Consider the following 23535-nt stretch of genomic DNA (forward strand, 5'->3'; position numbering starts at 1 on the left):
TTCACTTTAGATAACAGGTTCAGTATTCACATGATTTATTTGATTCTTTTACTCTTTATGATTTTATGTGTTTTATTATTTTATAATATGAAATACAATAAAAAAATCAAAAAGAGTAAAAGAACTACTCTCTCGGTAATTGAAGAAGTTGATGAAATGATGATCTCTAAAATAGAATCAATCATTGACAAACATCTTTTAGATTCAACATTTAGCGTTTCAGAAATAGAAAAACAAATAGGGGTAAGTCGACCTGTATTACTTAGCCAATTTAAACGAGTAAAAGGAACAACTTTGGTCAACTATATAAAACTTGAGCGGTTGAAAAAAGCTTCTTTATTATTGATAAACACCAATAAAAATATTTCAGAAGTAGCCTACCAAGTAGGATTTTCAGATCCGAAATACTTTAGTAGAGCATTTAGAATAGAATATGGAGAGACACCTACAGAATATAGAAAAATTAAACGGAACAGTTAGAACAGAGCGAAGAATAACTATTGAATAATAGTTGTGGAAATTTCATTTCATGTTGATAGAGGGACATAATTTATGTTCCTTTATTTTTTGCATTACAATTTGACACAAATAAGAAAAAGAATAGGTGTAAATTTTTAAAATTGAACTTTATAATTAAAAAAATACACTTCATAGGCATACGTTATGATCAACTTGGGAGGGTAATTTAACTAACTTTTTTAACTATGAAGTCTGAAATGAAAATGATGCGTTGCATCTTGAAATGGTTAATTCTAACCCTTTCTCTTTATGGGCTAAGTATCGCGACGGTACAAGCTCAAAGTTCAACGGGAATAAGTTGTTCTTCTAATGATCACTGTCCAGAAGGGTACGTCTGTGAAGGATGGCCTACCTATGAATGTGTACCTGATGGATCGGGTGGAGGTGAAGACAATGAACAAGATCCACAACCGCCAACTCCATCACAAGGAGCCAATAAAATTGGTATTCTATGGACCTCTTGGGATGTTTCTCACTTTACTAACTATTCTACCTACATCGATAATATGGATAGCTGGGGGATTGAATATGTTTCTATTAATCCTACCTACTTTGTAAACACCTATGAAGAAGGAATCATAACCACTTGGCAAGGGGCGGAGAAAACACCAAGTATTGCTTTACAAAAATCTGTGATTAAAGAATTGATCAGTAGAGATTATTATATCAACTATAGACCTCACATTGATCCCATTAAATATGCGATGCCCATGGGAACTACTAGAGATAATTGGAACACAATTCCTGGAGGGCAAGACTGGAGAGGTAAGTTTGATCAATTTGACCCTGCAAACCCAACAATTGGATACAGAGAAATTGTAATCTTACCGGGCCTTCAAATGTTAGCAGAAGCAATCCGAGAATCAGGGGCTCCTACAATGCCTATTCGCTTTGATTTGGGAGCTGAACTAATGGATGCCATGTTGAACTATCCGAATGAATGGATTACTCTTCGTAATGAAGTGGAAGTTTTATTAGCCACAACATATAGTGATGTAGCTGAACACATTACGTTAAGCCATAATTTCTGTCATCATATTGAATTGTTATTAAGTATTCCAGAGCATCAAGATTTCTTTGAAAGGATAGAACCTAATCAACAACTTAATCCTGAAGGTCAATTTCTAGATAGAGAAGGGGTAACGGATGAAGATAGAGCTGCCATTGGACAGTATATTGCAGGATTGGATGAGGTGACGATTTCTCAATATATGCCCTTAGATATCTTTGCTCAAAATGGTGCAACTACTACTTCAGACGAAGTAAATCAAGCATTATTATGGCATGAGGAAAACTTTATCAATGAGGTATTAATTGGTGCTCTTGGTATTGCACCAGAAGATATTCCAGTTCTCCATATTGGAGAGTATGGTATGGGTTGGAGAGGTTTAACAGCTCCAAATGTTTGGGATGCTGAGGCATGGTATGATGCAGGTGCCGGTCAGTATATCTTAAATGATGAAGAGCAAATGGCTGATGCTGCCATTGCAATCAATGGTATATTGAAATATGTTGCTGATGATTCAGGGACAAAATTCAACTCTTTCCTCTTATGGTTTGGAGGTGCTCCATATGATGTGATCGGTATCAACGAACATTCAGAATGGTACAATGCTCCTGCGGCAGATGCTTTATCTAACTATTGGAACTCACATAATGGTGCTCCTTCTCCATTACTTCCTCCTTTTGAGGGGCCAGTTTATGTACCTGTTGCAAAAGCTGGAGCAGATCAAACAGTCATTGATGAAGATGGGAATGGCGTTGCAACCATTACTTTAGATGGTAGTGAAAGTACTGATGATATAGCAGTGATTTCGTATTCTTGGTCAGATGAAAACGGGGTGATTGCAACAGATGCTATTGTATCACTTGAATTAGCAGTAGGGACTTACACTTATACTTTAACAGTAGAAGATGCGGATGGCAATGCGGATACGGATGAAGTTATTATTGTGGTAAGCGAATCACTTCCAAATCAAAATCCAGTAGCTGTAAGTACATCAGCAAGAGCAACAGATACTGATAATAATGGAGTAGAGTCTGTTACTTTAAGTGCTTCAGAAAGTACTGATGATGGAACAATTGTATCGTATGTATGGGCTGTAGATGGTACAGAAATCGGTACAGGTGTATCAATTACCGAGGATTTTACTGTAGGTACTCATACTGTTGAATTAACAGTAACAGATGATGAAGGAGCAGTTGGTTCGACTACAACTACAGTGATAGTAGATCCTTTCAATGCCAGTAGAATGGATAGAATACTTGTAGGCAATCAGTCTCTTTTCTTATCAGGAGGTAACTTAGCATGGTATAATTTTGCGAATGATTTTGGAGAGAAAACAACAAACCTAGAGTATTATGAGCAGGCTATTTCTGACTTTGCTACTAGAGGCGGTAACTCCATGCGTTTATGGGTGCACATCAATGGAGCCAATAATCCAGAACTAGATGCTAGTGGGTATACATCTGGGCTTGAGCCTTCAATGATTCAGGATTTAAGAGATGTATTAGACATTGCGTACGACCATAATGTTGTCTTGAATTTATGTTTATGGTCTTTTGATATGTTGAATACAAGGGATTACCCTATTGAAGTTTCTCAAAGAGCAAAAAAGTTATTAGAAAATGAGGAAAACATTGATGCGTATATCAACAATGCTTTAATTCCAATGGTGAGTGGGTTGAAAGATCATGAGGCATTATTATCATGGGAAATCTTCAATGAGCCTGAAGGAATGAGTAACGAATTTGGTTGGGATTTCACAGATCATGTTCCAATGTCTACAATTCAGCGATTTATTAATAGACTTTCTGGAGCAATCCATAGAGAAGATCCTGAGGCAAAAGTAACAAACGGCGCTTGGTCTTTTAAAGCGAATTCAGACATTTTCTCCGGAGTGGAGAAAAACTACTACTCTGATGCAGAGTTAATTGCCGCTGGTGGTGATGTGGATGGTACGTTAGATTACTACCAAGTGCATTATTACAGTTGGGCAGGGACTACTTATTCTCCATTTGTTCACCCAGCATCCCATTGGGAACTTGATAAACCATTAGTCATGGGAGAATTCTATGTGGAAGATCAGCCAGGCTCAATTGCAGAAGAAGACTTGTTTGAGATTTTGTATAATAATGGTTACGCCGGTGCATGGGGATGGCAATATAGAACGTATGATGACGGTGACAATACCGATGAAATACATCGAGATGCCATGCTTGCAGGTGTAGCGACTTTAGGTGGGTACCCTGATATTGCGATCGATCCGAATAGAAATCATAGACCTACAATTATTGGAACTATTAATAGTTTTAGAACAGACAAAGATGCAGAAACATTACAGAACTATTTAAATTTAAATACAATATTTTCTGATCCAGAAGGAACAAGCCTGAACTATACAGTAGAGACTTCTCCAAGTAATGTAGTCATTCCATCTGTTGACAACGGAATGTTAACTTTAGCTTTTGTTGATGGAGCAACTGCTGATGTAACTGTAACAGTCGTAGCTACAGATTCAGGAACTCCTGCAGCATCAAATTCAATTGATTTTGTGGTGAGTGTCAATGAACCTGGAACAGGTAATTTAGCACTTTATCAAACAGTATCGGCTTCTTCTGTAGAAGAAGGTCCCAACACTGCTGAAAGTGTAAATGATGGAGATTTATTGACAAGATGGTCGAGCTTATATGAGGACCCTAGCTGGATTGCTGTAGCATTTGATCAAGAATATTCTGTCAATGAGGTGAAGATTTATTGGGAAGGATCATACAGTTCTCAATATGAAATTCAAGTATCTCAAGATGGGACTTCTTGGAGCTCTGTGTATACAAATAACGCAGGTACAGGTGGAGAAGATATTATTACATTCCCAGCAGTCAATGCAAAACATATCAGAATGTATGGTACTCAAAGAGCCATCGAGTGGGGGCATTCAATCTATGAGTTTGAAGTATATGGAGACGTTCCTAAATCCATTTCAGCAAATGCCGGTGCAGATCAATTCTTAAATGATCATGATGGAAACGGGTCGGAGATGGTTACGCTAAACGGTACCGCTTCAACAGATGCCGAACAAACTATTGTTACATATGAATGGACTAAAAATGGAGCATCAATTGCTTCAGGAGCTACAGCAGAAGTAGCACTTGGAGTGGGAGACCATAACATCACTTTAACGGTAACCAACGATTTAGGTGTGAGCAGTACAGATCATGTAAAAGTGAAGATTTTACCTGCGGGATGTACCACAGAAAGTACTCCACTTGCATCAAATTGGACATTAGGAAACGAGTGGTCAGATCAGAATAATGGTTCCAACTTATCGAATGCAGGTGGTGCATTAATATTGAATCATAGAATGTGGGGTAAGACAGATATTTGGTTGATGCAAACAGGTATTCCTTTATCAATTACTCAAGGAGAGACGGTGAATGTAGCGTTTGATTTTAGTGCAGCAAGTACTCCATTAGTGGCTGCTATGAGTGTAGCATTAATTTCTTCTTTTGATAACGAAGGTCCTGTTGATGTAATCCAATCAGGTATCAATATTGATGGTCCATTTGAAACTGGATTTAATTCTTACAGTATTGATTTTACTGCGGAAGAAACTTCAAATGAGGCCTACTTAGCATTCTATTTAGTATTTGATGCTCAACCAAATGCAGAAGTGAATTATGCATTGAAAAACCTAACTGTTTGTACAGGAACAGTCAATGATAATACAGCACCAATTGCCAATGCTGGAATTGATCAGTCTGTTGAGGATATCGATCAAAATGGATTTGAAACCATATCGTTAGATGGTTCATCTAGTAGCGATCTAGAAGGAGCTTTAGCCTCTTATAGCTGGACTTTGAATGGGGCAGAAATCGCGACAGGTGTAAATCCATCCGTTGACTTAGCAGTTGGAACCCATCAGATTACTCTAACAGTAACAGATAATGAAGGTCTAACTGATACAGATGAAGTAACAGTGTTAGTTGAAGAAGTAATAATTGAGACAAGTTTATATGAAGCAGAAAATGCATTATTAACTTCAGTTTCTGTAGAATCAGATGCTACTGCTAGTGAAGGTGCATACGTTCATATGCAAGGAGATGGATCTATTACTTGGACTTTTAATACCTCTACTGCAGGCACACAAACCATCAATATTAGCTATTTGTTACCACATGGAAATAAAAACCAATATGTTAGTATCAATGGTAATTCGTTGGGTAGTATCCTTTTTGATGGTCCTACTAATATTTGGTTAGAGAAATCAATAGATGTTGAAGTGGTTGCAGGTAATAATACAGTGACCATCAACAAACATTGGGGGTATATGTATTTTGATTACTTGAGTGTAGGTAGTGGTTCAAATTCAAGAGAAGTTGCTCTAGTACCTGAGATTACTGCTGATGAAGTATCCATCTATCCAAACCCAGCAACTACAGAATTTACAGTTGCTGTAGAAGGTTTTGAGTCTATGATAGTTTATGATTTGAAAGGGATAGCTTTGGTTAACTCAAATCTACCTACTGCTCAAGTTGGAGCATTGGGAACAGGCATTTACTTGGTAAGAGTATATACAACAAATGGTATTAAAAATATCAGATTGAGTGTAAGATAATCTCTTTGAAATAGATGAATAAAATAGGGTTGGATAGTAGCGTACTGTCCAACCCTTATTAACTGAAAATGAGGCCATACACTGTAAGACCTCATCTCAATCATGATGAATATATTCGTATTAACTATTTTCCATCCAATACTTCCGGAGCAGCTTCTACTTCCGTCAATTCGAAGTAATCTACATGTACTTCCTTTTTCTGCCATTTGTTGGTAAAGTAGATATAAGTTTGATTCGCAAACTGCCCAGTAGTGAAAACAATACTTTGGCGGTACCATTCATTCTTAAAATACTTAATAATTGGCTGTTGCCCTTTTTTACCAAAAGCCTTGACACCCAACCAACCGTTCTGCCAAATGTCTTTCATATTTGTCATCGGAGCGCGAGCTGAAGCAGATAATACATAGGTAGTATTTGGTTTTAATTTCACTGTTCTTGAAATGGTAGACTCTTTTCCAGCGCCAAGCTTGATATAATTCATACCTGCCTCATTTTTACCTTTAGCATTAACAAGCTTCACCTTTCCTTCTATATCCCAATTTTCTAAACCATTGTCGAAGTCAGCATTTTCAAGTACATTTTCATGAATTTCACAGGAAACATCTGAAGATGGTTTTCTTTGCCATACACGGACATAATCCACTAAAAACTCTACTCCTTTCTCAGTGATATCTTCCTTTTTAGGATTCACTTTCCATGGAAATACTTCGTTATCAACCCAAACTTTTTGTTCGTTGTTCATTACCCATTTGTCTCCCAATTCCTCTTTGGTAACGCATCGGATTAATTGTCCATCGATATATAACTTTAGGAAATCTTCACCCCACTCACAACCATATACATGATAATCAGCCGCTAGTCTATACGGTAATTGTGCTTTATTATCCCAACTAGTTTTTCCATATAAAGGGTCTTTTCTGTCTTTGCCCCAATCATGAAAAGAAGTGTGATACAACTTTTCTACATGTTTATCTTTTGGATATTTACCAAAAATCTCAAATAGATCTAATTCCCCACCTTTACCTGTAAACCAGAAAGCACTAGAAAGAGGAGCATCAGCCGGTTTACATTTAATTTCCATGTATCCCGTCTTGAATTTCTGTTTTGTAATAATCGCTCCGGTAGTAATATTTTCATATTTATACCCTTTATGTTGCCCCTTTAGAAATTTAAAGTCCGGTTCCCAGCGAGTAGTGATCACAAGGTGCCCATTTTTTACATCTACTGCATGAGGTACAAATTGAGAAGGTGCTCTTCCTTTAAAATTATTTTCATAGTGATCGTTTTCTCCCTGAACGATCCATTTGTCTTTATCAATAGAAGCTCCGTTGAATTCATCACTTACTTCTTTGTTAAGTGTCCAACCTTGTTTGTTGTTAGGATCAGAGTAAGGAGACTGTGCTAAAACCGAAGTAGTAACAAAAGATGCCACACACAGTGTACCGATTCTGATTAACTTGTTCATGCTATTCATTTCAATACAATAAAAGTCACAAAAATATCTGTCATTAAATGTTGTAAGTGCAATTTCTGCAAAAATACAGGAGTGTAGGTTTTTATAAGTAAATATAACTTTTCTATACGTAAAGTCTCTGTTTAATAGTGTTTTTTACAGACAGTTGAAGCTTATCGAGTGATAAAGTAGATCGTTTGAAATTTGATATAATGTATATACTAGTCAAATAGTCGACTTTCTGTTCATTTCTATAAAAAGGAGTTCAAAGAAATACTTTCATCCTGCCAGATATTCTGATTTTATCTTTGTTTATGACATCAAAAGCCTTGTTTCACTAAAAAATGTTTCTCTAATGTTGTTTTATCTTCTTACCGAAAGTTACATCTTATTCACTTAAAATCACCTAAGTAAATAAGAATGAAGATACCTTTGGATACGTTAAATGTTGTTTCTACAAATATTTTTCTTCATCAATTAATAAAGAGAATTATGAAATAATTGAAATGAAATGAATCCAGAGTTATAGAATGATAGCTCAAACTGTTTGCTACATATATTATCCAATTTTTATAAGAGACAAGATAGACCGATATATGGATGTTATACTGGCGAACGGCAACTTAATTAATATACTAATTATAAGCTTCAGATCTAACATACTTTTTTTAAGAATGAAGGTTCTTACTTTTTAAGAATACGTTCAAAACAACTTGTTAAAGATCAACTAATAACGAAGCAACTCTTCATGAACAAAGTAACATTATGAAAAGAAATGGACTTTTTTTGGGGATGATTATGATCTTGTTGTCAAATCTTCTTTTTGCTCAAGACAAACCCAATATACTTATTATTCATACTGATGAGCATAACTTTAAAACCATCAGTAAATACCGAGAACTAGATATGCATAGTGGGGACCTCACAAATGAGGAATATTATAACCCATGGAATGCTACCGATGTAGTTACTACTCCAAACATGGACCGTATCGGTACGGAAGGAGCAGTGAGTACAAAACACTATGTAACTTCTCCAACTTGTACGCCTTCTAGAGCATCATTAATGACGTCAATGTACCCAGGTTCAACAGGTGCAGCAAGAAATGACAGACCGATGAACGAGGATATTAAAACGTTTGCTCATGTTTTGAAAGACAATGGTTACAGTACTTCATATGTTGGAAAGTGGCACTTGGAAGGGAAAGACGACCCTGCAAACCAAGTTTGGGGTGCTGGTAGAAACTTCGGTTTTGATAACATCGAATGGCGTATTGAAAAAGAACACTGGACTTGGTACAACGAAGATGGTGTGCCTCCATACGATTGGGGAGAGCAAGGAAAACCAAACGGAGAGTGGATTTATGCGACAGAGTTCTACACGAACAAAGCAATAGAAATTATGGACAAAGACATTTCAGAAGACAAACCTTTCTGTTTGTTGGTGTCTATTCCAGATCCCCATACACCAAATCACTCTGCTCCAGAATACCAAGATTGGTGTCGAAATGTAAACTTTACTGCTCCATACACTTATGATCTTACTTATGATACAGAAGGAGTAAGACCAAATTGGGCTGATAAAGAAAATAATAATGATGTACATCCTCATTCGCATCGTTATAGCGAATTCGATGAATTCTATATGCAAGAATATTGGGGTATGGTAAAAGCAGTAGATGATAACATCGGTAGAATGTTTGATCTACTGGAAGAAAAAGGACAACTAGATAATACGATTATTGTATATACTGTAGATCATGGAGACATGCTTTTTGAATACAGCCGTATTAATAAAGGGGTACCTTACGAAAGTTCTGCAAAGGTGCCATTTATGATTCGTTACCCAAAGAAAATTCCTGGTGGAAAAGTGGTAACAACACCGCATGTAAATGTTGATGTAGGACCTACCTTATTAAGTCTTGCAGGACTTCCAACAATGGAGGATGTGCATGGACAAGATATTTCTCGTCTTTACACAAGTGAAGAGCTAATGGTTACTGAAGAAGACACCGTTTTCATTACTGAAGATGCAGGGTGGTGGGTGTCTGCTGCGACGACTCGCTTTAAGTTAGTATTAAGTAATAAGGACAACCCTTATCTTATCGATTTAAAAGTTGATCCATTAGAAACAACCAACCAATTGGTAGATACGGAAGGTGAAAATTATGCAATGTATAGAGAGAAAGCTTTAGAATTAGAAGCGAGCTTAAAGCATAAAATGATCCAAAAGAATGAGCTATATGGTGCTGGTATTAAGTTCTTAATTTGGATGACAACAGGTCCTGTTATTCCAGACCCTCCAGCAGTAGAAGTATCAGATTTACCTCTAAACAAAGATTTATTTGGGTTTGAAGGTACTGCGGTTGTAGATGGTACTGCTAAAAGATGGTCTATGGGAGCAAGTAACGACTTCTCGATCACTGATGAAAAAGCAGCTACAGGTAATAGTAGTTTACGTTTCTATCATACTTCTGCCTTAACAGGTAATGGAGGTGCAGCTCATGCTCCTGCAGGTATGGTAAAATTAGCGGCAGGGAAATTTACATTCAAAGCAAAAGTCTTTATTGAGGAAGGTAGTGCTGCGAATCGTTTCAGACTTTTCCTGAAAAATCCGAACAATACTTTAGATCCTTTTACTCTACCTAGTACAACAGGTTCTTGGGTAGATGTGAGTTATGATTTTACGATGGATCAAGGTACTTCTGATGAAGGAACGTTCTCAATTGTTATCCAGCCAGGTGATGCTACAAATAATGGAGGAACATTCTCTGATGTTTATTTTGATGATATTGAGATTGTTGAAAATATTCCATTACCATACCTTGGTTTAGATCCTGTTTTATTTGGTTTCGAAGGAAGTCAATTAATTGATAATGAAGAGAAAAATTGGACGATTGGTTCTAATGGAGCAGCATATTCACAAGAAGAAAAGGCATCAGGAAACAGAAGTTTGAACATGTCTAATGTTTCTTTGGTGAATGCATCGACATCTTCTGCAGTTCACTCGCCTATCAAGTCGATTTATATGAACGAAGGGGATTATGAACTTTCATTGAAAGTAAAGGCAAAAGAAAATAACAAGATCAAACAATTTGATATCATCCTAAAGGATAACAAACAACAAAGTTTATTTATTCAGAATACGTTTGATATCTCATCAGTAACAGAAGCTGATGGTTGGGTGACCTTGAAAAAGACATTTGCTTTCAATAAAGAAAGTGATCCTAATAATGGACAGATGACAATTAGAATCCGAGAGGTTGATTTAAACCCTGAAGGGGAAGGTTTCTTGTTCTTGGATGATATACGCTTAGTAAAAGTGCAAAATGATAATGGCGGTGGAACAGATCCTGCTGATGAAACGCCACTTGATATTGCAAATGCTCCGGAAGATCTTAATTATATCAATTCTCACTTATTTGGCTTTGAAGGTCCTACATTAATTGACCTTGGTAATGGTAAGGTAAGAGTAAGATGGACAGGAGATAGCAGTTTTGGTATAGTAAATATCAATGGTGCACCTCATGGTCATAGAGTCATGCGTTTTAAGAATGAAGGTACATTACCAAAAAATCAATCGGTTTATGTAGATAAAAATTCAGCCAATTTACCTACTGATAGAGATGTTGAATTCTCTATGAAGGTGTTTATTGAAGAAGGAAGTACTGTTCAGAAAATTAGAGTGACTGATCTAACTTCTCCGATTATGCAATTCGATGTATCTGGGGTGGAGAGAAATAAATGGGTAACACTGAAAAGTATCATTTCTCCAGATAATCATAATGCATCTAAGCGTGTGAAGTTACAGATTCAACCGGCAGAGGCGGGAGATAATAACATCATTTATTTTGATGAGGTTAGAGTAGCAGATGTTATGGAAGAAGTAGCAGGTGGATGTATGAATAATGAGAAATCGTTGATCAATACTTGTGATTTTGGTTTTGAACAAAACACTGCGGATTGGGCTTCTAATGCGATCTATTCTGTTACAGATGAAATGGCATGGGGTGGTAGTAGTGCCTTAAAAGTGCAAATCGATGAAGAGATTACATCAGGCAATTTGAATCATACTCCGAAGACAGCAATTATGCCTAATGTGACTATCAATGAAGAAAATGTTGTAGTAAACTTTAGAATGTATATCGATGGAGCATCTACTCTTAGTCAATTCTTACTGTTAGCAAAATTTGATGGAAATACTCCTCAAACATTTGCACTACCATTAACAGGTATCATAAGAGATAAGTGGGTTTCAATCAATACAACATTTACTGTGAAGGATTTTGATACATCATCGGTATTGAATTGGATAGGGTTCCGTTTCAATTCGTCAACAGAAGGTACAGGTACCATCTATTTTGATGATGTAAAAGCAGTCGTTCAGAGCGAATATGTAGCAGATGGATTAAGAGATGTAACCTTTACTGTAAAAGATACGCAAGGAAATCCTATTGAAAATGCTCTTGTCAGTGTTGAAGGATTTATTGGAGGATCTACAGATAGCAATGGGCAGGTAGTTGTCAAATCATCTAACATCAATGGTAAATCATTTACTGTATCAAAAACAGGGTACAATACGGTGACATCATCTTATACTGTTTTCAATGATGATATCGCTGTAGATGTAGAATTGCCAATATTTGTTCCTGAAAGGTATGCATATACATTAATGATCAAAGATGAGAATGGACAACCATTATCGGGAGTAGATGTAGTGGATAATACTACGGATCAAGTGTATACGTCAGATGTAAGAGGTGCAGTTGTATTTACAGGGTTATTAGAGAACGATGTTATCGACTATTCTATTAATCATGAAGGTTTCTCAGCTGAAGCTAATCAAGTAACGATAGGAGTAGAAGATGTTGTTAATACAGTAACATTAGTAAAACAATTATTAGCACCAATCGCAGACTTCACTGCGAATAGAACTGAAGGTGATGATCCATTAACGGTAAGCTTCACCGACAAATCAGCTAATGACCCTACCTCATGGTTATGGACCTTTGGTGATGGTACAACTTCTGATGAACAGCATCCATTCCATACCTACCAAGAAGCGGGAGTATATACGGTGACATTAAAAGCAATGAATGAAACCGGAGAGGATGAGGCAAGTATGGAAGACTATATCTCTGCTGGTTTATTCCCTGTGGCTGGGTTTGAAACAGATCAAACTACAGTTGATTTAGGTACAGCTATTCAGTTTACAGATACTTCTACAGGATCACCTACCTCATGGTTATGGAATTTTGGAGATGAATCAACTTCTGTTGAACAACACCCATCACACACTTATGAAAATGCAGGTACGTATTCTATTAAGTTGACGGTTGGTAATGAAGATGGAGAAGATTTAATAATGATGTTGGATTACATTACTGTAAATGAAATTCCAGAAGTAACAGCAGGTTTTGAGTTTGCAGTGGATAATGCTTCATCAAAAACATATCACTTTACAGATATTTCTTCAGGAAACCCTACCTCATGGTTATGGACCTTTGGTGATGGTACAACTTCTGACGAACAAAACCCATCGCACACTTATGCCAATGCAGGTGAGTATAAAGTGATGTTACAAGTAGAAAATGAAAACGGTACATCATCATCAGAAGAAACAATTGTAGTAACAGCTCTAACTTTCTCTGATGTTTATGCGAATGACTTTGAAGAATTTGATGAAGCAGAGTCATTGTTAGATGATGCTAGAGCAGAAGATAGAAAGTTCCATTACATTGCTTTCCAACAAGCAGAATTGGCAAGAACTTTAACTACTGTGGTAGAAGGTGAAAACAAGTTTATGCGATATGGTGACAGTGAGACGACGGCGTCTGCGAATGGCCAGATCAGAACAAACACTGTAATTTCTTTTGTGGCAGGTAAGAAGTATCAATTAACAATGAGAACTAGAGGTCTTGCGATCCACTTCCCATTAATTATGGATACGGAAACAAATTCTCCAAGATTCAGAGGTGACCAAATTAATATCGGTAACGCTACAGATTGGTACACACATACCTTGGAGTTTGAAACAACAGAGGACTTTGATGCGACAATCGCTATCGGCAGAAACTGGTACGGAATCTTGGATATTGATGATATCTCATTAGTAGAAGTTGAAGAGGAGGTAGAACAACCTGAAGCATTGAATGCAGCAATTACAGTATCATCTACTTCTGTGATGATTAATGAGGCTGTTCAATTTACAGATGCAACGACAGGTACTCCTACAGGCTGGACATGGGACTTTGGTGATGACCAATTCTCTACAGAACAAAATCCGACACATACCTATACTACTAAGGGAGAATATACAGTAACCTTAACAGTATTAAATGATGCATCGTCGAGTTCATCTGCTACAGTGAAAATCGTAGTTAGTGAAGAAAGTGTTGGAGTAGTCGCACCTGTTGCAGCATTCTCAGTATCTGAAACAAATATTGAAGAAAATGAATCAGTACAGTTTACAGATGCTTCTTCAGATGCTACCTCTTGGGCATGGGATTTTGGTGATGGTGAAACTTCATCAGATCAAAACCCAACGCATACTTATACCACTGCAGGAACTTATTCTGTCAAACTAACAGTGACAAATGAAGCGGGTTCTTCTACGGAAACAAAAACAGACCTTATTCAGGTTGCTAACACTACACCAACTTCAGTTGCATTAGAGGAAGCAGGAATTAAATTATTCCCTAATCCAACAACAGAAGAAGTAAATATTGTTTCTTCAAAAGTGGTGAAAGTAAGTATTTATAATATTTCAGGTCAGAAAATGAAGTCATTGGATAAAAATGATGAATCGATGACAATTTCTGTTCGAGATCTAAATAAAGGAATGTACATCTTTATGCTATCTACAAAAGATGGTAGAAGAATAACAACTAAAGTTCAAGTGAAATAGGTTTCATTTGATTTTCCCTAGGCCCTTTCTTTCTAGTATTGCTAGAAGAAAGGGCCATTTTTTTAAGAATATTCTCATACCTACTCAAAATTAACTACCACACTATAGGATTGATAAGTAAGTAGAAGTGATTGATAATCTAGTGCCATAGATTGATTTTGGAACACTGTAGATTTGAGATGATCATTATAATTCATGAAATGAAATAAAAGAAGATTGAGAAACACTCTTCAACGTATTTTTTAATTATTACTTAATTGCTATGAAAACAAATCTAATACTGTTACTATTACTATTTAATGCCTTCTGTTTTGGACAGAATACGGTATATGAAAACGACTTCAGTGGATATACTGTTGGGGACAATCTGGTAGATGCTGGAGAGTTTTTATTGCAAGAAATGCAAGACCCAACTGATGTACAAGATGTAACTTTGGTTATCGGAGAGGAAGAATCTAATAACCATTTAGTTTACGATACTCCAGGAGCTGCTGTTTCAAGAAACACTAATATTAGAATTACTCAAGAAATAACGTTCAAAGCAGGAGTAGAATATACTTTAACAGCAAGATCAAAAGGTCCTTTTGCAAGAGGACTAAGAGTTATTAATGTGGCAACAGATGGACCTGCACATGCAGAGACCAATTATACTGCAGGTAATAATGATGAGCTTAAAGTATTATGGCATAACCACTCCCTAGTTTTTACACCAGCAGAGGATTTTGTTGGTTTGATTGCAATGTTTAGAGGTTGGAATGGAGAATTAATGGTGGATGATATCTTGTTAAAGGATAACCTACCTTTAGAAGAAGAGGAAGAAGAACCTGGACCAGAAGATGAGGTTTTTTATGTTTATACGAATGAATTTCAAACTTACTCAGACGGCGAAAATCTTTTAGCTAGTGATTTCATGCTTGATGTATTCCAATTACCTGAATTAACAAGAACATTAACGGTAAATGAAGAGGCAGGAGATAAGTACGCTACTTTAGAAATTGACGGTGCAACTGCTTCTGCAAATACATTGATAAGTGTATCACAAGATATCCAATTGAAATCAGGTATTGAATATACACTAAAGGCTGATACAAGAGGTCCTTTCACAAGAGATATCAGAATCTTAGAAAAAGGTGGTGGAGTAATGTTTACTTCAGATGCTTATAATGCTAAGAATGATGCTGAAACAAGAGATGCATGGTATTCTCATACTTTAACGTTTACTCCAGATAGAGACTTTACAGGTCAGATTTCAGTATTAAGATCATACTTTGGTACATTAGATATTAATAATATCACTCTTTCTACATTATCTGCTGAGGCATTAAATCAAGAAACACCAATTGATCCTGATGCATTATACCAAAATAACTTTGCAGATTATACAAACAACCAAGACCTTGTAGGAGATGTTGAGGATTTCTCTTTCGTAGCCTTCAAAAATTTAGAGGGAGAACGTACTATGAAAGTGATAAACGATCAAGGAAATAATATTGCTCGTTATGAAACTCCAGGTGCTACAGTTGATGCCAATACGAATATTCAAGTAGCACAACAACTTGAAGTACTAGCAGGTAAAAAATATACTTATTCAGCGCTTACTAAAGGTAAATTTGAAAGAGATATTAAAATAATTAATGTTGCGACTGGTATGGCTGCTTACAGTAGTACTCCATATAACGCAATGAACGACGATGCATTAGCGGCTGTTTGGCAAGAGTTATCCGTTACTTTCATCCCTGATGCTGATATGGAAATCTTGTTGGTAATTAACAGAAAGTGGAATGGTACTTTAGATATCGATGATATCAAATTAGTGGAGATTCCATTGGAGGAAGAAACAGAATTGGATGACACTGCAGATTATCATAATAACTTTGCGAATTATGATGAGGAAACTACAGTTGATACAGATTTTAATTTTGTGAAAGTACAACAAGAAGATGCCGTTAGAACTCTTGAAATTGGAACACAAGACAATAACAGCTTCTTACGTTTTGATACTCCCGATGTGACAGGTGATGCTGAAACATTAATTTATACTACTGCTGATTTTGATTTCGTAGCGGGAACAACTTATACTTTAACAGTAAGAAATAGAGGTGCTTATATGAAGAACTTAGCGGTTCTAATGAGCGACGACCTTTCAATTGCATACGAAAACAGAGGACATAACGCTGGTGCATCAGATGATGCATTACAAGTATGGTATGATGATACTTTAACATTTACACCGACAGAAGACTTTACAGGTAAGCTTGCGATCGGTAGAGAAACAAATGGCATTTTAGAAATTGACGACCTTAAATTAGTAAGTGTTGTTAATGATGACGACGAAGATGATACTCCGGTAGAAGAGGAGGAAGAAGATGAAGACGAGACTCCTGTAGACGAAGAAGAAGAGGAGGACGAGGATGAAACACCTAATGATGATGAAGAAACTCCTGAAGAAGAGGAGAACCCTGACGGTGATGTGACATCATTAGAAGATTTAGCTTCAGAAATCTCAATTTATCCACTACCGACAACTTCTAAAATCAACCTGAAGTTAGAAAGCTCTAATCCTATTTCGATTATAGTTTCTAATGCCAACGGTACTGTTGTACAACGTATCGATTCACTTCAGATTTCAAACAACGGAGTAGGTACTCTTAATTTAGAAAACACATTAAACAACGGTGTGTACTTTATGAAAATTACAGATGGAGACAAACAAGTTGTTAAACGTATTATCTTGATGAGATAATCAATAGAAATAAGCGACCGACAGACAACAAAAAAGTCATCCTTCTTTAGTGGAGGGATGACTTTTTTGTGCTTTTTATGTAATTAGTTGATCGTTCTGAAAGGTGCAAATTCAGGGTTAATACATCTTTCTCCGTATCGGTCATACACCGCCTTAAGTTGTTCTTTACTTTCAGGATATTGTCCTTGATCATTAGTGGAGACTATCCATTGGTCAAGAATTCCTCTTAGTTCTTTTAACTGTGAAGCATAAGTAGGATCATTTGCCAAGTTATTGACCTCAAAAGGATCGTTTTTTAAATCATACAACTCTTCAGCAGGTCTTTGGTCCGAAAGCCAATCATTTTCAAATGGGACCCCCTCTTTATTCGCTTTAAAAATTGCTTTCACAGCAGGCTTGTGTGATCTGTATTGCAATTGCATCAAAGGTCTATCGGTCATGAAATTTTTGATGTACTTAAACTGAGTAGTTCTCACAGCTCTAATTCTGTCTATTGTAAAATCACAACGGTCCCTAGCCGCAATAACAAAATCTCTTTGGTATCCTTTTTCAAATACATCTTTACTCTCCATATACTCTGGTACTTTAATTTTTGCCAGTTGAAGTGTAGTGGCCGTAAGGTCTAAAAGACTCATTAGATCCTCTCTTACTCCAGATTTTTTCAAAAGCTTTGGATTCCCAGGAGCAGAAATAATCATAGGCATATGGAGTCCTGCATCATATAAAAACTGTTTGTCTCGTAACAGTTTGTATCCATTGTCCGAAAAGAAAATAATAATCGTATTTTCATACAAACCATCCTTCTTCAATTCATTGATAATCTCACCAATTTCACCATCGGTAACTTTGATCTGATTATAATGATCTGCGATCTGCTGTCTTACAGATGGAATATCTGGATAATAAGGCATTACTTTTACTTTATCGGGAGAAATTGGAGAGGCAGGTTTCTTGTTATTTTTCCCTCCATAAAGTTCAATAACTCCAAAGAAAGGTTGGCCATCTTTTCTATTTTTCCAGCTACCCGTTCCCGATTTTCCAAAATGCTTTTTCTCAGTATAAGAACCCGACCAATAGTCGTCCCAATTGTAAGACCAGTTGAAATCATCTTTTCCTTCACTAAAGGTATAATACCCATGCTGTTTGAAAATTTCTGGAACAACTTGTACATGTGATGGTAATCGCTTTGTAATGGTTCTACCCGAGCGGTGGTTATGCGTTCCGATTGTAGTAGGCATAGCACCTGTAAATATACCAGACCTTGCAGGAGAACATACAGGAGACATAGAAAAACAATTAGTGAAAGTAACACCATTTCGGGCTAAAAAATCTATGTTTGGTGTTTCAACGGTAGAATCTCCATAGACGGGCATCCAAGGATCGATATCTTCACCAAACAACCATAATATGTTGACTTTTTTACTGCGATGAGCAGTTTTCTGAGTGGAATAACAAGTACTAAACACTAACGGAACCGCTAACAAAAGTAGTACGGATCTTAATGGAAATAATATTCTATTACATTTCATCGACTTCACTTTAAATAGATTAAAAAATTATCAAATACAAAGTCGATATTCTTGAGATAATGCAGGTATTTATCCGTTATTTCAATGTGTTTCTTGGTAAACATCTCTGTTTCTATGGGTGTGGAAAATACAATCTGTTAGATAAACACTTTGTTATGATCCACAAAGCAAAATGTCCGTTTTTATACTAATAATGTAAGTATTTGGATCAGTTGGGTTTGCCAAAATTATGATCTAACGCTAAGGGACAGATGATTTACGGAGAGCAACACTGCCTATAGGATTAATCTTGATATTTGATGGATGGTTGACGAAAAAGATATTTTTTAAAACTGTATGAAATGAAGAAAATTAAGCAAAATACTATCCTCCTATTATTACTATTAGTGATGCAAACTTTAGCATTCGCTGGTGATAAAACATCCTTTAATAAGGGATGGAAATTTATTAAAGAAGGCGAAATATTAAATCACTCTTTAGTTAGTCAGACAAATTTTAATGATGCTGATTGGGAATCGGTAAATTTACCACATACCACTAATTTAGAACCTTTAGTTGTCAATAATCAGTGGCAGGGAATTTCTTGGTATAGAAAATCGTTTTCGATCAAAAAAGAAGAGGAGCAAAAACAAATCTTCTTGGAGTTTGAAGGGGCAATGAACATTGCTGAAATATGGGTAAATGGAAAATTTGTCAAGAAACATTTAGGAGGCTACCTACCTATAGTAGCTGATATTTCTTCTTTTGTAGAGGCAGGGAAACAAAATATTATTGTCATCAGATTAGACAATACGGATAGCGATGTAACAGGTCCTAAACCGTTAAGGATTCTAGATTTCAATACATACGGTGGTTTATATAGAAATGTATGGATGATCGTTAAAGATCCAGTACATATCACATTGCCCTTATTAGAGGAAGAGGTAGCTGGTGGTGGAGTGTTTATTCGTTATCCAGAAGTGAGTAAGTCTTCTGCTACTATTTCTATTCAGACAGATATTAAAAATACGTACAAGAAAGAAGTGTCAATTTCTTTAGTTCAAGAATTGAAATGGAAGGGGAAAACCATTAAAAAGTTAAAGTCAAAAAAGGAGATACTTTCTGCAGGTAAAAAGAGATTGATGCATCAATCGATGGTCATTAAAAACCCTAAATTGTGGAATACATACTCTCCCAACTTATATCAGCTAGAAACTAAAATACTAATCAATGGAAAAGTGACTGATCATGAAGTCACAACCATTGGTATCAAATCTGTTGAATTTAAAGGTAAAGAGTTATATATCAATGGAGAGAAAAGATATGTAAAAGGTGTGAATAGACATCAGGAATATCCTTTTGTAGGATATGCTCTTTCTGACCAAGCAGAAATCAGAGATGCTGTTTTGATCAAGAATGCGGGTTTTGATGTCATTCGTCTTTCTCATTATCCACATTCTCCAGCATTTATGAATGCTTGTGACTCTCTAGGTTTACTTACTATCGATGCTATTTTAGGATGGCAATATTATCAACCTACTGAAGCGTTTAGGAATCAAATCTTCCAGACGGCAAGAGATCTAATAAGAAGAGATAGAAACCACGCTAATGTATTACTTTGGGAAGTTTCATTGAATGAAACCAAAATGCCTTTGGAGTTTAGAGAGAAACTAAGCAAAATAGTAGAAGAAGAATATCCGAAGGTGAAGGCGTATTCTGCTGGATGGATGGACGAAGGTTATGATGTGTATTTTCAAGCAAGACAGCATAGGATTCTTCACCCTGAAACAGAAGGTAAATGGAAAGGTCCTTATTTTGTTTCAGAATATGGTGATTGGGAATATTATTCAAAAAATGCTGGACTAAATCAGCATAAACTAGATAAACAAACACGTTACGAGACTTCAAGTAGGCAATCAAGAGCCTATGGTGAAAAGCGACTATTACAACAAGCATATAATGTGCAAGAAGCATTGAATGATAACCTTAATACTTCAGCATTTGGAGATGGTTATTGGGTGATGTTTGACTACAATAGAGGATACCACTCAGATTTAGAGTTTTCAGGATTATCGGATATTTTCCGTATTCCAAAGTTTGCTTATTATTTCTATCAATCACAAAGGGAGTATAGAGAAGATAAAGATGCAGTTGTAAAGATCGCTTCTTACTGGAATGAAAACTCACCATTAGATGTAAAAGTATATTCTAATTGTGATCAAGTAGTTCTGTCCTTAAATGGTGAAGAAATTGCCATACAAACTGCAGATAAAAATAAAAATTCATCTAAGCTTTCTTACGCTCCATTTACCTTTAAGGTCAATAATTTTGTAGCAGGTGAGTTAAAAGCAGAAGGATATAAGGATGGAAAGCTGATTAAGATTGATCGAGTAAAAACAGCCAAAAAGGCATCACAATTAAGAATTAAGTTGGCAGAAAATACAGTAGCTGTTGGTAATAATGACCTTATCTTCGCTTATATAGAAGTAGTAGATGAAGAAGGAACAATAGTACATGATTTTGCAGATACGATAGATGTACGTCTTGCAGGTGATGTCGCTTTAATGAATGTCGGAGAGGTACAAGTGGAAGCAGGTATTGCGACTGCATTGTTGAAAGTAAACTCTTTAGATCAAGGTTTATCGATTCAGGCATTGTCTAAGAAGACACAATTAAAAGGATCTTTTCAGTATAAAGAAAACGAATAAAAGAAAGTACAATGAAACGAATATTGGTATTATTTATACTCATCTTTACGGTGATTATTACTAGTAAAGGAGAGGAAGTGATCAAGATCCAACCCGATGGAACAAATGATATGACAAGGGCGGTGAAACAAGCGATAGCCTCTGCCAAATCAAAAGAAATTAAGTTGATCTTTGAGCAAGCAGACTATTACTTTAAACCTGATTTTGCCACTGAGAAGTATTGTAGTGTAACAAACCATAAAAACGGTTCGAAACGTATCGCTTTTGCTTTTGATGGATTTAATAAAGTATCAATCGAAGGTAATGGAGCTAATTTAATATTCCATGGCAAGATGATGCCTTTTCAATTTGAAAGTTGTGAAAATGTAACTGTGAATCACTTGTCGATAGATTGGGATACTCCATTTACAATTCAAGGTACAGTCTTAAAGGTTAATGAGAAAGAGCATTGGATGGATATTAAAATGGATACGGATGGCTTTTCATTTTCAGTGAACAAAGGTGTGATTAAGTTCCCAAATATCCATCATCAGGAATATTCTAGCCTTGGTAATACACTTACGTTTGATTCTCTGACTAAGGCGGTAAGTCATGGTGCTTGGGATGCTAATTTTAGAGCAGAAAAAGTACAACGCTTAAAAGGAAATACTTATCGTTTCTATGGTAGAATGAAACATTATCCCAAAGTAGGAAACAAGATTAATTTTAAAGGCCCACATGGCGATAATCGTTATGCACCGGCATTTCATATGATCCGTTCAAAAAACTTAAAGTACGACCAAGTGGTTGTTCATCATGCCTTAGGTATGGGTTTCTTAGCGGAAAGAAGTGAAAATGTTTCAATCAGTAATGGTGGGGTGTATGTACGAAAAGGGTCTAATCGATTAATATCATCTACAGCAGATGCGACTCACTTCTGTAATGTAAAAGGAAAAGTGATCGTAGAAAACTGTAGATTCGAAAACATGCTTGACGATGGAACCAATGTTCATGGAACCTATGTGGAAATTAGTGAGATATTAGATCCTAAGACGGTGATTGTTCAACTAAAACATTTCCAGCAATTAGGTTTTGACTTTGCTCAAAAGGGTGATGAGTTATGGTGGGTACATCAACCAAGCCCTGATAGAAGAGTTGAGACTGTCTTTGTAACCGGATCAGAAGTGATTAATGAAGAATATATCCAATTGTCTTTCGCTAAAGAACTACCAAAAGACTTATCAGTAGGTGATCTGTTTGAGAATAAGACTTGGAATCCAGAATTTGTGATGAGAGGTTGCACTCTACAAAACCATCGAGCAAGAAACATTGTGCTGAAATCACCAAAGAAGACGGTGATTGAAAATAACTTCTTTTCTTCAAGTATGTCAGCTATCTTCTTTAGAGGGGAATCCTACTTTTGGTATGAATCGGGACAAGTAGAAGATGTACTTATTCAGAATAATACTTTCTACAACTGTGCATCGAGTGGCAATGAACATGCGGTACTATATATTACGCCAAGACTTGGTAAATCATACGATAAGTCAGCTACCTACGATAAAAATATTCGATTTATCAATAATAAAATCAATACGTTTGATGATCGTATCGTTTGGGCTTACAATGTAGATGGTTTAGAGATAGAGGGGAATGAAATTACCAAAAATGATTTATTAGCACCTGTACATCCTGATCGACCTATTTTTGATTTTAATTATTGTAAAAACATAGTAGTGAAAAACAATAATTACCATGGTCCGAAAGATCAAAATATCAAAACAGATAAGGCGTCATCAAAAGAAATATCAATAAAGAAAAATAAAAATATTCATCTTGGTAAACTTGATGTGGTGGAGTAAAATAGGCCTTTAGACTACTTATATAAGAGATATAACTAATAGAAACATTATTCTTACCTAAAGTAACAGACAAAATTTCATTTCAATTTACCTTACCAACATGAAATCATCAGAGGGCTGAGAGTTCAGTTCTCTGATGTTCTTTTTTGTATAGCTAGCTTACAATTAACAACACCTTTAATGGTGTAATTATTAAATGAAAAAAAGGGTAAACAACATCACATAAATAGAGCCCTTTCATT

Annotated in this window: 8 protein-coding genes; 6 read left to right on the forward strand and 2 right to left on the reverse strand. The window is 36.1% G+C overall.

Features of this window, described 5'->3' with window-relative positions; translation table 11 throughout:
* The first annotated feature begins 87 nt into the window (after positions 1-87).
* Together QL232_RS15885 and QL232_RS15890 are read left to right on the forward strand one after the other, a co-directional pair.
* Complete coding sequence (locus QL232_RS15885) at positions 88-480, forward strand: AraC family transcriptional regulator (protein ID WP_281614839.1); 393 nt, start codon at positions 88-90, stop codon at positions 478-480.
* Positions 481-704: 224 nt separating this feature from the next.
* Positions 705-6134 (forward strand): PKD domain-containing protein, encoded by a 5430-nt coding sequence (locus QL232_RS15890; RefSeq protein WP_281614840.1) that lies wholly within the window; start codon positions 705-707, stop codon positions 6132-6134.
* A gap of 124 nt (positions 6135-6258) precedes the next feature.
* Here the strand turns inward: QL232_RS15890 and QL232_RS15895 are convergent, their stop codons facing one another.
* On the reverse strand, positions 6259-7599 hold the full coding sequence (locus QL232_RS15895; protein WP_281614841.1) for a family 16 glycosylhydrolase: 1341 nt from the start codon (positions 7597-7599) through the stop codon (positions 6259-6261).
* 753 nt (positions 7600-8352) lie between these two features.
* Here QL232_RS15895 and QL232_RS15900 point away from each other — a divergent pair.
* Both QL232_RS15900 and QL232_RS15905 read left to right on the forward strand, forming a co-directional pair.
* Complete coding sequence (locus QL232_RS15900) at positions 8353-14493, forward strand: PKD domain-containing protein (protein WP_281614842.1); 6141 nt, start codon at positions 8353-8355, stop codon at positions 14491-14493.
* 262 nt (positions 14494-14755) lie between these two features.
* Complete coding sequence (locus QL232_RS15905) at positions 14756-17236, forward strand: T9SS type A sorting domain-containing protein (protein WP_281614843.1); 2481 nt, start codon at positions 14756-14758, stop codon at positions 17234-17236.
* 83 nt (positions 17237-17319) lie between these two features.
* On the opposite strand, the gene QL232_RS15910 is transcribed toward QL232_RS15905, so the two are convergent.
* Positions 17320-18765, reverse strand: a complete 1446-nt coding sequence (locus tag QL232_RS15910; RefSeq protein ID WP_281614844.1) for a sulfatase — start codon at positions 18763-18765, stop codon at positions 17320-17322.
* A 341-nt stretch (positions 18766-19106) separates the two neighbouring features.
* On the opposite strand from QL232_RS15910, the gene QL232_RS15915 reads away from it, so the two are divergent.
* Positions 19107-21452: a sugar-binding domain-containing protein gene (locus QL232_RS15915; protein ID WP_281614845.1), complete on the forward strand. Its 2346-nt coding sequence runs from the start codon at positions 19107-19109 to the stop codon at positions 21450-21452.
* 11 nt (positions 21453-21463) lie between these two features.
* Positions 21464-23293 carry a right-handed parallel beta-helix repeat-containing protein gene (locus tag QL232_RS15920; protein ID WP_281614846.1) on the forward strand — a complete coding sequence of 610 codons (1830 nt, stop codon included), beginning with the start codon at positions 21464-21466 and terminating at the stop codon, positions 23291-23293.
* Positions 23294-23535: the final 242 nt, after the last annotated feature.

This window comes from Flammeovirga sp. SubArs3, from assembly GCF_947387565.1.
Taxonomy (GTDB): Bacteria; Bacteroidota; Bacteroidia; order Cytophagales; family Flammeovirgaceae; genus Flammeovirga; species Flammeovirga agarivorans.